Origin of the sequence: Hymenobacter negativus (assembly GCF_017571495.1) — a bacterium.
Classification (GTDB): Bacteria; Bacteroidota; Bacteroidia; order Cytophagales; family Hymenobacteraceae; genus Hymenobacter; species Hymenobacter negativus.
On record NZ_JAGETZ010000001.1, the window covers coordinates 331,091 to 348,057 of the forward strand.

6 protein-coding genes are annotated in these 16,967 nt (G+C 67.4%); all 6 read right to left on the reverse strand.

All coding sequences use genetic code 11. The features are described 5' to 3' along the window. Positions 1 to 19: 19 nt before the first annotated feature. The 6 genes from J4E00_RS01515 to J4E00_RS01540 all read right to left on the reverse strand — a co-directional run bounded on the left by J4E00_RS01515 (position 20) and on the right by J4E00_RS01540 (position 16,959). A complete protein-coding gene (locus tag J4E00_RS01515; protein ID WP_208173240.1) occupies positions 20 to 1,360 on the reverse strand; it encodes a M20/M25/M40 family metallo-hydrolase in 1,341 nt (446 codons plus the stop codon). Positions 1,361 to 1,465: 105 nt separating this feature from the next. After that, positions 1,466 to 4,906: a pyruvate carboxylase gene (locus J4E00_RS01520; RefSeq protein ID WP_208173241.1), complete on the reverse strand. Its 3,441-nt coding sequence runs from the start codon at positions 4,904 to 4,906 to the stop codon at positions 1,466 to 1,468. 120 nt (positions 4,907 to 5,026) lie between these two features. Next, positions 5,027 to 7,594: a T9SS type A sorting domain-containing protein gene (locus tag J4E00_RS01525; protein ID WP_208173242.1), complete on the reverse strand. Its 2,568-nt coding sequence runs from the start codon at positions 7,592 to 7,594 to the stop codon at positions 5,027 to 5,029. Between the two features lie 256 nt (positions 7,595 to 7,850). Next, on the reverse strand, positions 7,851 to 9,530 hold the full coding sequence (locus J4E00_RS29780) for an RCC1 domain-containing protein (protein WP_208173243.1): 1,680 nt from the start codon (positions 9,528 to 9,530) through the stop codon (positions 7,851 to 7,853). A gap of 187 nt (positions 9,531 to 9,717) precedes the next feature. Continuing rightward, a complete protein-coding gene (locus tag J4E00_RS01535; RefSeq protein ID WP_208173244.1) occupies positions 9,718 to 13,527 on the reverse strand; it encodes a beta strand repeat-containing protein in 3,810 nt (1,269 codons plus the stop codon). Between the two features lie 330 nt (positions 13,528 to 13,857). Then, positions 13,858 to 16,959 (reverse strand): T9SS type A sorting domain-containing protein, encoded by a 3,102-nt coding sequence (locus J4E00_RS01540; protein ID WP_208173245.1) that lies wholly within the window; start codon positions 16,957 to 16,959, stop codon positions 13,858 to 13,860. Positions 16,960 to 16,967: the final 8 nt, after the last annotated feature.

Below are 16,967 nucleotides of genomic sequence, written 5' to 3' on the forward strand. Positions count from 1 at the left end.
CATTCTTCCATGCATCAGGTTAACGCCGGTTGTCGTCGGTGAGCGGTGGGATGCGCGTGGGGGTTTGCTTGCCGGAGACAATGCCGCTGGCACTCTGCGCAATGGCCTGGATGACGGCCGTCATATTGGTCAGGTCCAGGGTTTCCACCTCATCGTCGACGGAATGGTAGAGGCCATCCATCGGAATCTGGTCGGTGCTGATGGTGTGGGCTGGAACGCCGAGGCGGGCCAGCGTGGCGTTGTCGGAGCGGTAAAACAGGTTTTGTTCTGGGTAGGGGTCAGGCTCAAACTTGAATTTGCTGCCGGTCAGGTTGGCTTGCAGCAGCTTGCCAAAGTCCGACCGCTCGTAGCCGGTGATGAAGGCGGTGCTGGGGCCGAATTTGGCTTCCTTGCCAATCATCTCGATGTTAAACATGGCGGCCACCTGCAGCGGGTCGAGCTGTTTGGAGAAGTATTGGGAGCCGAAACCGCCCACTTCTTCGGCTGCAAAAGCTACGAAGATGAGCGGGCGGGCATTGTCGTTTTTGTTCTTGAAATACTCGGCCAGGGCTACCACGGCGGTGGTACCGCTGGCGTCATCGTCGGCACCGTTGGCAATGGAATCGCCGGCCACGGGCTTCAGGTAGCCCAGGTGGTCATAATGGCCCGAGAACACCACGTTCTCCTTGGTCCGCTTGGGGTCTTTGGCGGGCAGCAGTCCCACCACGTTGCGCAGTTCCACGGGTTGCAGCACGCTGCTGGCGCTGATGCGGTAGGTGAGCGTGGCCGGCTTGGCGCCCAGCACAAACACCGTCGAAAAAGGCTTGGGCTGCTCGGGGCTGGTGGTGCCCTTTGCCACGTAGCCTGCCAGCTGACGGAAGGATTTGGTTTGGGCGGTATCCACGAAAACCAGGGTGTTGGCCGTCGGGCGTAAGTACGAAAACAGCTTGCCACGCTCGGCCGGCTCGGGGCCGATGGCGACCACGGTCGGGGGCTGGGCGTCTTCGCTGGTCCAGCGCAACGTGGGCTGCCCGGCAATAGCCACCGCCTGCGCCGGCGCCATGGTCTGGCCGTTGATAACGGCAGCTACCGGGCTGGTGAGCCCCTGGTACACGGTAAAGGTTTGCTCGAATCCGGTTTGACCGGGCAGGGGTTTCAGGCCGATGCGCTTGAATTCGGCGGCCAGAAACTGGGCAGCCTTCAGGCCGCCGGGCTGGCCGGTGCCGCGTCCCTGCATGTCATCAGCAGCCAGGGCCTTCACCACGCGGGTGACGGTAGCGGCCGATACGGTAGTGGCTTTAGGCGTGGGCTTGGCGGCTTTTTTCTGGGCTGTGGCGGGCAGCGTGGCCAACAGGGCGCCGAGGAGAAACAACTGTTTCATGAGAATTCAGAAGAGAGATTGAGGGCCGAAAAGTAGCGCGAACTTTTAGTTCGCGTCCCCACACAACCCGAGGGACGCAGGGACGCGAACTAAAAGCTCGCGCTACTAGCTCAGCGTCAGCACCAAGTCATCGGCGGCCACGCGGGTACCTTCGGGCAGGTTGACATCGGCCACGGTCAGGTCTTGCGGGGCGGTGATGGTAGTTTCCATTTTCATGGCTTCGATGACGAAGAGCGGGGTGTTTTTGGATGCGGACTGGCCGGGTTTCACCAGCACTTTGCTCAGCATGCCTTGCAATGGGGCACCCACCTGGCGCGGGTTGTTCTTGTCGACCTTGGCATTGCTGATTTTGGTGACTTCCACCGACTGGTCGCGCACCTGCAGGTTGCGGGTTTGGCCGTTGAGGGTGAAGAAGATGGTGCGGCAGCCTTCCTCGTTGATGTCGCCCACCGACTCCAGGCGCACAATAACGGACTTGCCCCGGGCAATTTCGATGATGGTTTCCTCGCCCGATTTCAGGCCGTAGAAGAACGTGGAAGTGGGCACCTTGCTCACGTTGCCGAACTTCTGGCGAAAGGCCCAATATTCCTCAAAAACCTTCGGATAGAGCAACGACGAGAGCATATCAGTGAACTTGGCACCGGGGAATTTCTCCTGGAATTTTGGCCATTCCTGGTCGAAGTCAATGGGAGCTAAGTGCTCGTTGGGCCGGTCGGTGAAGGGCTCTTCGTTCTTGAGAATGAGCTTTTGCAGTTCGGCGGGCCAGCCGCCTTCGGGCTGGCCAATGTCGCCGCGGAACAGCTCGCGCACCGACTCGGGGAAGTTCAGGCCATCCCCGCGTTCCATCACGTCCTGCGGCGTGAGGCTGTTCGATACCATGAACAAGGCCATGTCGCCCACTACTTTGCTGCTGGGTGTCACCTTCACGATGTCGCCAAACATCTGGTTCACGTCGGCAAAGCGCTGCTTCACTTCCTCAAACTTGTCGAGCAAGCCCAGCGAAGCGGCCTGCGGGCGCAGGTTGGAATACTGCCCGCCCGGAATCTCGTGCTGGAATACTTCGGAAGTGCCGGCTTTCAGGCCCGACTCGAAGGGATAATACATCTCGCGCACGGCCTCCCAGTAGTTGCTGAACTCGTTGAGTGAGGGCTGGTTGAACTCGCGGTGACGCGGGGTGTGGCGCAGCATTTCCACCACCGAGTTGAAGTTGGGCTGCGAGGTGAGGCCGGAGAGCGAGCCCAGCGCCACGTCGATGACGTTGACGCCGGCTTCCACGGCTTTGGCGTAGGTGGCGGCTTGCAGCGAGGAGGTGTCGTGGGTGTGCAGGTGAATGGGAATTTTCACCGTGTCGCGCAGGCCCTGAATCAGCTCGGTGGCGGCATAGGGCTTGAGCAGGCCGGCCATATCCTTGATGCAGAGGATGTGGGCGCCGGCATCTTCGAGCTGCTTGGCCAGCTTGAGGTAGTAGTCGAGGGTGTACTTGGTACGGTTCGGGTCCATGATGTCCCCGGTGTAGCAGATGCTGGCCTCGGCCAGGCGGGTGGTTTTGTTGCGCACGAACCCGATGCAGGATTCCAGGCCTTTCATCCAGTTCAGCGAGTCGAAGATGCGGAATACATCCACGCCGGTTTCGGCCGCCTGCTGCACGAACCGCTCGGTCAGGTTATCGGGGTAGGCCTTGTAGCCCACGCCATTGGCCCCGCGGATGAGCATTTGCAGGAGGATGTTCGGAATGGCTTCGCGCAGCTTGGCGAGGCGCTCCCAGGGGTCTTCGTGCAGGAAGCGCAGGGCCACGTCGAAGGTGGCACCGCCCCAGACTTCCAGACTGAAGGTCTGAGGGTGCTGCTGGGCGTAGGCGCGGGCCACTTTCAGCATGTCCCAGGTGCGCATGCGGGTGGCCAGCAGGCTCTGGTGGGCGTCGCGCAGGGTGGTATCGGTGTAGTGGATGAGCGGGTCGTTGCGCAGCCACTCGGCGAATTTTTCGGGGCCCAGCTCATCGAGCTTTTGCTTGGTACCGGGCGCGGGCTCGGTGTGGTCGAAGTGCGGGATGTGCGGGCGGCGCGGGTTGGCGCGGGGGTCGAGCAGGTGGCGCACGTCGGGATTGCCGTTCACCACCGTCTCGCCGATGAAGCCGAGCAAGCGCGTGGCGCGGTCCTGCCGCGTTTCGAACTTGAACAGTTCGGGGTGGTCCTTAATGAAATCGACGTTGGCGCGGCCAGCCTGGAATTCCTCGTTGCCGACGATGTTCTTCAAAAACGGGATGTTGGTGCGCACCCCGCGTACCCGGAACTCATCGAGGGCCCGCAGCATTTTTTGAGCCGCGCCGTGCAGCGTGGGCGCATGGGCCGAAATTTTGACCAGCATCGAATCGAAAAACGGCGAGATAATCGCGCCCTGGTACACCGAGCCCTCGTCAAGCCGAATGCCGAAGCCGCCGGCCGTGCGGTAGGCCACAATGGTGCCGTAGTCGGGTTTGAAGTCGTTTTCGGGGTTCTCCGTCGTCACGCGGCACTGCACCGCGAAGCCCGCCCGCAGCGGCACCACGTCGGGCCCGAGGCCGATTTCGGGGTCGCTGAGCTTGTGGTCGGACGCGATGTAGAGCTGGGTTTTAATCAGGTCGATGCCCGTAATCATCTCGGTCACGGTGTGTTCGACCTGAATGCGGGGGTTCACTTCGATGAAGTAAATCCGGTCCTGCTCGGGGTTTACCAGGAATTCTACGGTGCCCACGTTGTCGTAGCCCACGGCCCGGCCAATGCGCAGAGCGTACTCGTACAGCAGGTGGCGCTGGTGGTCGGGCAGGTTCATGGCCGGGGCCACTTCTACCACTTTCTGGAAGCGGCGCTGCACCGAACAGTCGCGCTCATACAGATGCACGAGGTTGCCGTGGTGGTCGCCCACCAGCTGCACCTCGATGTGCTTGGGCCGCTCCACGAACTTCTCCAGGAACACCGTGTCGTCGCCGAAGGCATTCAGGGCCTCGTTACGGGCCTCGAAGAAGCCCTTTTCCAGCTGCTCGTCGTCGCGGATGATGCGCATGCCGCGCCCACCGCCCCCAGCCGCCGCCTTTAGCATCACGGGGTAGCCGATGCGCTGGGCCTCGGTTTTGGCAGTTTCGAAGTCGACCAAATCGGCCTCACTGCTTTCAATTTGGGGCACCTGGCACTGCTGGGCCACTTCCTTGGCGCGCACCTTGTCGCCGAGGGCTTCCATGACTTCGGGCCGGGGACCGACGAAAATGATGCCTTCCTCGGCGCAACGGCGCGAGAGCGTGGCGTTTTCCGAGAGGAAGCCGTAGCCGGGGTGAATGGCATTGGCGCCGTTTTCCTTGGCGATGCGGATAACCCCCTCAATGTCCAGGTAGGGCTTCAGCGGCTCGTCGTCGCGACCAATCTGGTAGGCTTCGTCGGCCTTGTAGCGGTGCTGCGAGTACCGGTCCTCGAAGGTGTACACGGCCACCGTGGGAATGTTGAGTTCATTCGCCGCTCGCATCACACGAATAGCAATTTCGCCACGGTTGGCGACCAGGAGTTTAGTTATGTTCATAGAAAGCTTTATGGTGGGATGAGCGCGCTTACGGCGAAAGTAGGCGAAAGGCTGCTAACGCACCACGAAAAAAGGGCAAGCCTCCGCGGCCTGCCCTTTTCATCTGTCTCATGCAAAAGCTTATTCCACTACTAAGCGCACGGCGCGGCTGCCGGCGCGCACCACGTACACGCCTACCGGCAGCCCGGCTGGCAGGGCCAGCCCGGCCGTGCCCGAAGCGTCGGCCGTGGCCGAAGTCACGAGGCGACCCATCGCATCGAAGACTTCCACGGTGGCCCTGCTTGGCACGCCGGCCACCTGCACCGCGTGCCAGGCAGGGTTGGGCGCCAGCGTAAAGCCGGCCCGCCCGTCGGGTTCCGGGTTTCGGGTTGCCGCGGGCAAGGAAAAGTTATAGATGCCAAAGTACGCCATCACTTTCGAGCCATCGCCCACCGTCGTGAAAACCCCGCCCACGTTCAGGTTGGTGCCCGGCCCGGCCGCCAGCGCATGTGCATTGTCATTAAGGCCGGTGCCTAGGGTGTTCCAGGCGGTGCCGTCCCACCGGGCTACGTTGGCAGCCGCGCCCCCGCCCGCCTGGGCAAATCGCCCACCCACGTACACATCGCTGCCCGCTACGGCCAGCGCGTACACGTACGCGTTGCCAACGTAACCACTGTTGTCATTGACTCCGTTTCCGAGCGCGCTCCAGGCGGTGCCGTCCCAGCGGGCTACGCTGTTGGCCGGCACCGCGCCCACCTGGCTAAATCGCCCGCCCACGTACACATCGCTGCCTGCCACGGCCAGCGCGTACACGTAGCCATTGACCCTGGGTCCGACCGAACTCCAGGCCGTGCCGTTCCACCGAGCTACGTAGCTGCTGCTTGGCACTCCGCCCGCCTGATAGAAATCGCCACCCACGTACAGGTCCCGGCCTGCCACGGCCAGCGCATTTACCGAGCCATCGACGCCGCTCCCGAGCGCGCTCCACGTGGTGCCATTCCACATGGCTACCTGGCTGGCCGACACCCCACCCGCCCGGGCAAATCGCCCACCCACGTACACGTCGCTGCCCACCACGGCCAGGGCCAAGACGGCGGCATTGGGGATGCTGCCAGCGCCCTCGACCCCGTTCCCGAGCGCGCTCCAGGCCGTGCCATCCCACTGGGCCACGTTATTGGCCAGCAACCCGCCCGCCCGGGAGAACTGCCCGCCCACGTACAGGTCGTTGCCCACCACGGCCAGCGCGGCCACCGGGCCGTCGAGCCCAGCCCCGAGCGCGCTCCACCCAATTCCGTTCCAGCGGGCCACGTAGTTGGCCCGCACCCCCCCCACCTGGGTGAACGTTCCACCTACGTACACATCGTTGCCCACTACGGCCAGGGCAGAGACGTAGCTATTTTGCCCGTCGCCGAGCGCGCTCCAGGTCGTGCCGTTCCACTTGGCCACGTTTTTGGCCAGCGCCCCGCCCGCCTGGCCGAAATACCCTCCCACGTATAGATCGTTGCCCGACACGGCCAGCGCATGCACTTCGGTGTAATTGCTGCTGTCCCAGGTCCCGAGCGTGCTCCAGGCCGTGCCGTTCCACTTGGCCACCGTGCCGACCAATGGCATCCCCATCATGGGCGCTCCCATAAGCCCGCCCACATACAGGTCGTTGCCGATTACAGCCATGGTATAGACCTGACCATTGCCCCAGAACGCGAGCGCGCTCCAGGCCGTGCCGTTCCAACGGGCTACACTGTTGGCCGGGGCCCCACCTGCCTGGCTGAATCGCCCGCCTACGTACAGGTCGCTGCCCACCACAGCCAGCGCATTCACTGGGCCATCGAGCCCGGCCCCAAGCGCGCTCCAAGCCGTGCCGTTCCACTTGGCTACCCGATTGGTGGGGGCCCCGCCTGCCTGAGAGAACTGCCCGCCCACGTACAGGTCGCTGCCCACCACAGCCAGCGCATTCACTTGGTCGTTAACCCCGGCTCCGAGCGCGCTCCAAGCCGTGCCGTTCCACTTGGCTACCCGATTGGCGGGGGCCCCGCCTGCCTGGGAGAACTGCCCGCCTACGTACAGGTCGTTGCCCACCACGGCCAGCGCATTCACTTGGTCGTTGACCTGGCTGCTAAGTCCGGTCCCAAGCGTATGCCAAGCTGTGCCATCCCAGCGGGCCAGGTTGCTGGCCGGGGCCCCGCCTGCCTGGGAGAACTGCCCGCCCACGTACAGGTCGCTGCCCACCACGGCCAGCGCATTCACTTGGTCGTTAACCCCGGCTCCGAGCGCACTCCACGTGCCATTCCACCGGGCCACCCGGCTGGCTGGTACCGTGCCCACGGCCGTGAAATCCCCTCCGATGTACACATCGCCGTTGGCCGCCACCACCGTGGCGTACACCGTACCGTTAGTGCCGGGCAGGCCGAAGCCATTCTGCCACTTTTCGTCGCCTGCACCCTTGGTGCGCCTGGCTGCAGCCGGGCGAAAGACCGGCCGTCCGTCGGGAGCGCTGAACAGTTCGAAGCCCTTTGCACTGAACGAGCCGGCGGCCCCGGAGCGCAGCGTCCCATCAGGGGCCAGGGCCGTGGCCAGGGCAGCGGCAGGGGCAACAACCGCGTGGCTGTGCAGAGGGACTAGGGCCAGCAGCAGGGCCCACAGGCTAGCCAACCAAGTGCGCGCGGGGCAGGCCAATAAAGCTACGCCTACGAAGGAGAATGGAGGTTTCATACAGTCTGACAACAATGGGAGGCGAACACGGCCCCCTAACTAGGACCGCAAGCCGTAGGCAGCAAGTAAATATTGAGTAAGGTGAAGGTAAAGGGTGCCGCTCGCCGGGGCAAAACCTGGAAGCAACTATTTCTCCGTGCATCCTCTATCAATTCAAGTTAGCGCGCCCGCGCTGGTTGGCAACGAGCGAACGGGCGCGGAATCGCCACACGCCCTCCCAAAAAAGCCGCCGCCCCAGGCGAGATGGTGGCCTCAATTATGGCAACAATCGCCGCTTACTCCACCGTGAGGCGCAGGGCATTACTACCGGCGCGCACCAGGTACACGCCCGCCGGCAGCCCGGCCGGCAGGGCCGCCCGGCCGTGCCCAAAGCGTCCGCCGTGGCGGTGGCTACTGGGCGGCCCAAGGCGTCAGTTACCGTGACGGCCGTGCCGGGCACGGAGCCCGTGAGGGTGGCCGCGCCGCCGTGGGCGGGGTTGGGATAGAGGCCCGGCGCCCGCTCGGCACCGACCACGAAGCGCACGGGCGAGTAGCGGACGGTGCCGTCCTGGCCGGTTTGGGCTAGGCGGTAATAGGCGGCGCTGGTTTCGGGCATGGCGTAGGCGTAGGTGTGGGTGCTGGCGCTGCTGCCCGCGCCGGCCACAAAGCCTCGACGGGTCCAGCGCTCACCGTCGGCACTTACTTCCACGCCGAACCCGGCGTTGGCGGCTTCGCTGGCCGTGGTCCAGGCCAGGGCCACGGCGGCGGGGCCGGTGCGGCGGGCCGTGAAGGCCGCCAGCTCCACGGGCAGCGGCAGGCCAGTGGAGCTGGCGGCGCGGGTATACACCAAGCTCCCGGCGGTGGTGCCGTCGCCGAGCTGGCCGTAGGTGTTCTGGCCGGTGGAGAAGAAGTTGGAGCCGTTGGCGGTGCGGGCCAGCGAGTGGTTGCCGCCGGCGGCCACGGACAGCCAGGCAGTGCCGCCGCTGGCTTCCTGGGTGGGGACGGTGCGCTGGGTGGTGGAGTTGTCGCCGAGCTGGCCGTTGTCGTTGCGGCCCCAGGCCCAGAGGCTGCCGTCGGCGCGCCGGGCCAGGCTGTGGAAGAAGCCGGCGGCGGGCTGGGTGTAGCGGCCCCCGCCGCTCACGGCCGTGGGGCTGTTGCGGTTGGTGGTGGAGTTATCGCCCAGCTCGCCGTAGGCGTTGCCGCCCCAGGCCCAGAGGCTGCCGTCGGCGGCCAGGGCCAGGCAGTGGTAGCCATTGAGGGCCAGGCCCACCCAGGCGTCGGCGGTGCCTACCTGGACGGGGCTGAGGTGGGCGGTGGTGGTGCCGTCGCCGAGCTGGCCATCGGTGTTGCTGCCCCAGGCCCACAGGGTGCCGTCGGCCGCGATGGCGGCGCTGTGGCGGTAGGCGCTGGCCACGCTGCGCCACAGTTGGCCGCTGCCCACCTGCACAGGGGCCGTGTGCCGGGTGGTGCCGCCGTCGCCCAGCTGGCCGTAGGTGTTGCCGCCCCAGGCCCAGAGCGTGCCGTCGACCTGCAGGGCTAGCGAATGGTCGCCGCAGGCGGCCACGCTGAGCCAGCCCGTGTCCGTGCCTACCTGGGTGGGCACGTTGCGCGGAGCCATGTTGCCGGTGCCCAGCTGGCCGCTGCCGTTGCTGCCCCAGGCCCAGAGGGTGCCATCGGCGCGCACGGCCAGGGCGTGGTAGCCCCCGCTGGCCACCTGGGCGTAGGTGGCGGCGCTGCCCACCGGGGCGGGCAGGCGGTGAGCGGTGGTGGTGCCGTCGCCGAGGACGCCGGAGCTGTTGCCGCCGCAGGCCTGCAGGTGGCCGTCGGCTGTGAGCAGCAGGCTGTGGGCTTCGCCGGCGGCCAGGGTGCCGGGCAGTATCTGGGCCGGGAGGGCCAGCGGCAGCAATAAAGTCAGCAGAGCCAGAAGTCCCCGTCTTCCGTAACCAATGGTTTTCATAGCGAGTAGCCGCCTGCCAGCCCTCTGTGGGCCAGCCCGCCGGCGGTGGCGTGCCGCAAAAATAGCACGGCCGGCCAGCGCCCGGTGCCCGCAGCGTGTACCCTAATCAGGGTACACGCCGCAGACCACCCGCCGGCCGGGGCACCACTCGGGGCGAGGCGGCGGCTTCGGGGCCGGCGCGAGCGTCCTACTCGGCCACCGTGAGGCGCAGGGCCCGGGTCCCGGCCCGCACCACGTACACGCCCGCCGGGGTGCCGGCCGGCAGCACCAGCGCCGCCGTGCCCGAAGCGTCGGTCAGGGCCGAAGTCACCGAGCGGCCCAGCGCGTCGTGCACCGTGACCACGGCGCCGGGCAAGGCGCCAGCCAGGGTAGCCGCCCCGCCGGGGGCGGGATTGGGGTACAGCGCCAGGCCCGCCCCCACGCCGGTCAAGGCCACGGTGCGCACGGGCGAGTAGGCGAACGTGCCGTCCGAGTCCGTTTGGCGCAAGCGGTAGTAGAGCAGGGCCACGCCGGCCGGCAGCTTGGCATCCAGTAGCTTGTATGCGTGGGCGGTACTGCTGCTGCCAGCGGCGGCCACCGTGCCGATGGGAGCAAACTGCTCGCCGTCGGTGCTGCGCTCGACTTCAAAGTAGGCGCTGTTCTTCTCCGAGGCCGTGGTCCAGGCCAGGTGCACGGCGCTGGTGCCCTCGGCCGTGGCCGTAAAGGCGCTCAGCTCCACCGGCAGCGGCGCGGCATCTGCCAGGGTAGCCAGGGCGGCGGTATTGGCCAGGGCGGGACTGGCGAAGGTGGTGCTGCCGAAGGTGGCGGTGGGCTGTACTAGGCCGGCCACGTAGGCGGTGGTGCCGCTCACGGCTAGGCCGTAGCCGTAGTCGCTCTGGTTGCCGCCGGCGGCCTGGGCCAGCACCACGCGGGCCGTAGCGCCGAAGTCGGTGTAGCGTGCCAGTAGCAGGTCGGGGACGAAGTAATTGCTGGCCACGCCCTTCAGCACGGTGGCGCCGGCCCTGGTGCCACTGCCCCCAAAGCGCACCAGCGTGGCATCGGCCTGGCTGTTGCCGAAATAGCCTGTCACGTACACTTTAAGACCGTTCACGGCCACGGCCGTGCCCGCGTCGGGCTGGGTGCCGCCGCCCACCTGGCTCCAGCCGAAGGTGGCGGTGGCGCCGTTGTCGGCGTACTTGGCCAGCAGCAGGTCCTGGCTGTTGCTGGTGCTGGCGCCGTTCTGTTGCACGGTACCGGGCGTGGTGCCGCTGCCGCCCAGCAGCACGGCGCTGGTATTGGCCAGGCTGTTGGTGAGGTAGCCCGTCACGTACACGCTCGTGCCACTTACGGCCACGCCGTTGGCTTGGTCCTGGCCGGTGCCGCCGCCCACCTGGCTCCAGCCGAAGGTGGCGGTGGTCCCATTGTCGGTGTACTTGGCCAGCAGCAGGTCGTAGCTGACCGTGCTGCTGGCCCCGGCCTGGGCGGCCGTGCCAGTGGTGGTGCCACCGCCGCCAAACACCACGGCGTTGGCGTTGGCCAGGGTGTTATAGATGCTGCCGGCCACGTACACGCTGCCGGTACCGCTTAGGGCCAGGCCGTAAGCATAGTCGTAGCCGGTGCCGCCGCCCACCTGGTTCCAGACCAGGCTGCCGGTGCTGCCGTTGTCGGTGTACTTCACCAGTAGCAGGTCCTGGCTGGCCGTGGCCGTGGCCCCGTTCACGCGCACAGTGCCGGCAGTGGTGCCGTCGCCGCCCAGCAGCCCACCGTAGCTGTTGGTGGTGGTGTTGATGAAGTTGGCCGCCACGTACACACTCGTACCACTCGCGGCCACGGCGGTGCCCTGGTCCTGGTTGGAGCCGCCGCCCACCTGGGCCCAGCGGTAGCTGCCGGTGCTGCCAGCGTCGGTGTACTTCAGGAGCCAGAAGTCGCCGGTCTGGCCGGTCGTTACCCCACTGATGGCGCTGGCGCTGCTGGCCGGAGTGGGGCCGCCCGCGCTCACGGCGTAGTTGTTGGTGCTGGTGGTGGCGTAGCTGCCCGTCACGTAGATGCTGGTGCCGCTCACGGCCACGCCGTAGCCGTTGTCTTCGGATGCCCCACCGGCCCGTTGCGCCCAGGCCCAGGTGGCGGTGCCGGGCACGTACTTGGCCACAAACAGGTCGTTGCCGCCGGCACTCACGAGCTGAGTAGCCCCGAAGCTGACGATGCCCGAGAAGTAGCCGGTCACGAACAGGTTGCCGGCAGCGTCGAGGGCCACGCCCCGCACCTGGCTCTGACCGCCGTTGGTGGTAGCGCTCACGCTTTGCCAGGTGCCGTCGGTGGCGTCAAGCTTGCCCAGCACGGCGCGGTTGTCGGCGGGCGTGCCCAGCACGGCAGCGGTACTGGCCGGCCCGAAGCTGAAGAGGCCACCCCCCGCCAGGTAGCCGCCCACCACCACGGTGCTGCCGCTCAGGGCGATGCCGTAGCCATAGTCGTATTGGGTACCGCCGCCGGCCTGCCCCCAGTTGGCGGTGGCGGTAGGGCCGTTGTCGGTGTAGCAAGCGGCCAGCACATCGGCCGTGGCCGAGGTGGCGGTGGCCCCGCGCACCACCACGGTGCCGGCCGTGGTACCGTCGCCGCCCAGCCGGCCCAGGTAGCTGTCGAAGCTGTCGAGCACCATGTAGCCGGCCAGGTAGATGCGGCTGCCGCTCACGGCCACGCCGTAGGCGTAGTCGTACTGGGTGCCGCCGCCTATCTGCGCCCAGCCCAGGGTGGCGCTGCTGGCGTTGTCGGTGTATTTGAGCAACCAGATGTCGCCGTAGGCGTAGCTGCCGAGGCCCTTCAGCGGGCGGGTGCCGGCGGTGGTGCCGCTGGCGCCCAGCACCACGGCCTTGCTGTTGGCCACGTCGTTGGTGTAGTTGCCGGCCACGTACACGCCACCGGTGCCCACGGCCACGGCGGTGCCCTGGTCGTCGCCGGTACCACCGGCCGCCTGGGTCCAGGCCAGGGTAGCGCTGCTGCCCTGGTCGGAGTAGGCCGCCAGCAGCAGGTCGTTGCTGGCCGTGGCACTGGTGCCGTACTGCTGCACGGTGCCGGGCGCGGTGCCGCTGCCGCCCAGCAGCACGCCGTTGGCGTTGGCGGTGGTGTTGTAAAGGTAGCCCGTCACGTACACCGTGCTCCCGCTCACGGCCACGCCCTGGCCCTGGTCGGAGCCCGTGCCGCCGGCCACCTGGCTCCAGCCAAAGGTGGCACTGTTGCCGTTGTCGGTGTACTTGGCCAGCAGCAGGTCGTTGCTGGTCGTGGTGGTGGCTCCGTTCTGCTGGGCGGTGCCGGTGGTGGTGCCGCTGCTGCCCAGCAGCACGCCGCTGGCATTGGCGGTGTTGTTGTAGAAATAGCCCGTGACGTACACGCTGGTGCCGTTCACGGCCACGCCCAGGCCCTGGTCGGAGCCCGTGCCGCCGGCCACCTGGCTCCAGTTGAAGGTGGCGGTGGTGCCGTTGTCGGTGTACTTAGCCAGCACCAGGTCAGAGTTGAAGTAGTTGATAGCAATGCCGTTTTGCCGGGCCGTGCCGGCCGTGGTGCCGTTGCCCCCAAACCGCACCTGGCAGGCATCGCTCGGGCTGTTGCTGATAATGCCCGTCACGTAGATACTGCTGCCGCTCACGGCAATGCCGTAGGCCTGGTCGGTGTAGGTGCCGCCGGCCGTTTGCACCCAGGCCCAGGTGCCGGTACCGGGCACGTACTTGGCCACGAAGATGTCGTTACTCCCGGCGCTGGTGAGCGTGGTGCTGCCGAAGCTCACCTGCCCGGTGTAGGAGCCAGTCACGAACACGTTGCCGCTGGCATCGGCGGCCACGCCGCGCACCTGGCTGGTGCCGTAGGTCTGGGTGGGATTGGGGGCTGTGGCAGCCGTCCAGGTCTGGGCGCGGGCGGCGCGGCCGGCCAGTAGCAACAGCAAGAGCAAGAACACCAGGCCGTAGCGCAGCAGGGGCCGGTGCAGGGTATGGACCGCACGGGCGGCCAAAGCGAAGAAGTTGGTCATGAAGCGAAGGGGCGCGCCAGCTCCCGGAAGGCGCAGAGCCGCGCGGGCCGCACGGCCCCAATTAATATTAAGTAGGACGAGGATATTTCCCACAAAGGTGCGGCCCACCTAAACGCGACGGTATGACATAAACATGTTGTTTTTTGGGCGCGGCCCGCCACCCTACTCCACCGAGGGGCGCAGGGTCGGACTGCCGGAGCTCCACACGTACACGCCCTACCTAATACTTTTTGCCGCCGGCTGAAAATTTTGCCCTGCCCGGCAATAAAAACGCCCCGGTTGTTGGCCGGGGCGTTTTTATTACTGAGTAGTGAGCGCTGGGGTTATCTCCTACTCCACCGTGAGGCGCAGGGCCTTGCCATCGACACGCACTACGTACACGCCCGCCGGCAGCCCGGCTGGCGGCACCAGCGCCGCCGTGCCCGCCGCATCGGCCGTCGCCGAAGTCACGGGGCGGCCCAGCGGGTCCAGCACCGTCACCACCGTGCCGGGCAGCACACCCGTGAGCGTGGCCGTGCCGCTGGGGGCCGGGTTGGGGTACAGGGCCAGCCCGGCCGTTGCGCCGGTGAGGGTCACGGGGCGCACGGGCGAGTAGCTGAAGCTGCCGTCCGCGTCTAGTTGCTTGAGGCGGTAATAGAGCACGGTAGCGCCGGCGGGCAGTTTGGCATCCAGCAGGCCGTAGGTGCGGGGGCTGGTGCTCGTGCCGGCGGCGGCCACCGTTCCGATGCTTGCGAACGTCTCCCCATCTACGCTGCGCTCCACCTCAAACGCCTGGCTGTTCTTCTCCGAGGCCGTGGCCCAGGTCAGGCGCACGGCCATATTGCCCTCGGCCGTGGCCGTGAACTCGGTAAGTTCCACGGGCAGCGGCACGGAGGCTTGCACGGCCAGGCGGGCTACGCTCTCGCAGCCGTTCAGGGTCTGGCTGGCGTAGTAGGTAGCGGTGCCGACGAGGGGAGTGCCAGCGGGCAGGGCGGCCCCGCCGCTGGCGGCAGCATACCACCGCACGGCCGTACCGGTGGCGGCTAAGTTGGCCACGGTGGCGCCGGGGCCGAATACCTGGCTGGCGGCGCCGGTGGGCGCGGCGGGCGGGCCGTCGCCCCGCACCACCTTGTTGTCCTTTGGCAGGCCGACAATGAGCTGGTCCGCAGGCGCGTGGTAGGCGGCGGCGAGGTCGATGCCCCCGCCGGCCACGGTGCCCACGGCGCTGGTGCAGGCCGAAATGAACCCGAATGGCCCGGCCGCGCCCCGGCCCAGGGTGATGGCCCCGGCGTTGGCCGTGGGGCCGTTGTCCCAGTCGCTGCTCCAGAGGATGTACTTACCGTCGGGCAGCGACGTCACGATGCTGTTGCCCACGTCGTTGGGGTGGGAGCCCACCAGCGAGTTGGCCAAGCTCACCGGCCCGCGGATGCCGCTGGCGCCGCTGCCCCAGGTGAAGGCCCCCGCCTGCGGCGCGCCCGGGGCGTTCCACAGCCCGCTGTTCACCAAGTAGTCGCCGTTGCGCAGGAGGGTGGTTTCGAAGCCCACGTAGTCGTCGGCCGTGCTGCCCACCAGCGAGTTGGCGGCGCTTACCACGCCGCTCGTGGGGCTGCCGCCGGGCAGCCACGTCACGGCCCCGGCGTGCGGCACGCCCCCGTTGCTCCAGCTTGGGCTGTTCACCACGTAATGGCCGCTGGGCAGCACCTTTAGGCCGTGGTTGCTGAGCTGGTCGCCGGCCGTGCTGCCCACCAGTGAGTTGGCCGCGCTCACTACCGCGCCGCCGGCCGGCACCGTGCCGTTGCGCCACGTCACGGCCCCGGCTTCGGCGGCCGCGCCGTTGGCCCAGTACATGCTGCCCACCACGTAGTGGCCGTTGGGCAGGGCCACCACGCCGCTGTAGCCCACCTGGTCGCCGGCCGTGGTGCCCACCAGCGAGTTGGCCGCGCTCACCACGCCGCTCACGCTGGCCTGCCCCCCGGCCAGCCACGTCACCGCTCCCACATCGGCGGTGCCGCCGTTATCCCAGCTGGGGCTGCTCACCACGTACTGGCCGCCGGCCAGCCCCACCACGCCGCCCTCGCCCACCCGGTCGAGGTTGTGGGTGCCGACGAGGGAATTGGCCGGGCCTACCACGCCCGCCGTGGGGCCGGTGCCGCTGCCCCAGGTCACGGCCCCGGCCTGGTTGAGGGCGGCACTGCTCCACCGGGGCGTTACCACCAGGTAGTCGCCGCTGGGTAGCAGCACGAAGTCGTCCGACCCTATGCTCAGGTTGTACACCCCGTCGCCGACCAGGGAATTAGCGGCGCTCACGGCCCCGCTGGTGCCGGTCAGGCCGTTGCCCCACGTCACGGCCCCGGCCGAGAAGACACTGCCGCTGCTGTTATGCCACCCATCGTTGAGGAGCAGGTAGTTGCCGTTGGGCAGCACGGTGGCCTCCCAGAATCCCACATTGTCGTAGGCCGTGGTGCCCACCAGCGAGTTGGCCGCACTCACTGGCCCCACGGTGCCGCCCGTGCCGCTGCCCCAGGTCACGGCTCCGGCGCTGGGCACGGAGCCGTTTTTCCAGTGGTCGGCGTACACCAGGTAGTTGCCGCTGGGCAGCACCGTGAAGTTGTAGCTTCCCACAAAGTCGTCTTGCTGGGTGCCCACGAGGGAGTTGGCCGCGCTCACCGGCCCGCTGATGCCGGTGGTGCCGCTGCCCCAGGTCACGGCCCCGGCTTCGGTGGCGGCGCCGTTGGCCCAGAAGGCGCTTTGCACCACGTAGTTGCCGTTGGGCAAGGCGTTGACGGCGTAAAAGGCCACCTGGTCGCCGGCCTGGGTGCCCACCAGCGAGTTGGCCGTGCTCACCGCGCCCCCGGCCGGACCGTTACCCGGCTGCCAGGTGGCGGCCCCGGCATTGGTGGCCGCGCCGTTGTCCCATTGGCTGCTGGCTACTACATAGCTGCCGTTGCGCAGGGGCGTCAGGCCGTCGGCGCTCACCTGGTCGTTGGCGGTGCTGCCCACCAACGAGTTGGCCGCGCTCACCGCCCCGCTCGCGCCGGCCGTGGCACTGCCCCAGGTCACGGCCCCGGCGCGGGGGGCGGCGGCGCCATTGCCCCAGTCAGGACTGCGCACCACGAAATTGCCGTTGGCGAGGGTCACCACGCCGCCGCTGCCTACTTGGTCGCCCGCCGTGCTGCCGGTCAGGGTGCTGATAACGGCGTTGGTGGTGCCGTTGTAGAGGTATACGGCCCCCACATCGGCCGCCGCACCGGCATCAAACAAGGGGTCGGTCACCACAAAGTTGCCGTTGGGCAGCACCGTGACCGCGGAGCCGAAGGCGCCGGAGCCAGCCGGGCCAGGCAGCGTGGTGGATTGGGCCAGCGCGGCCGGGGCCGCGCCCAGCAGAACCAGGGCAGCGGCCAGCCCACGCATCCGGCTTGGGAAGAAGCCTCGCGTGAAGTAGAAAGTTTGCATATGGAAAG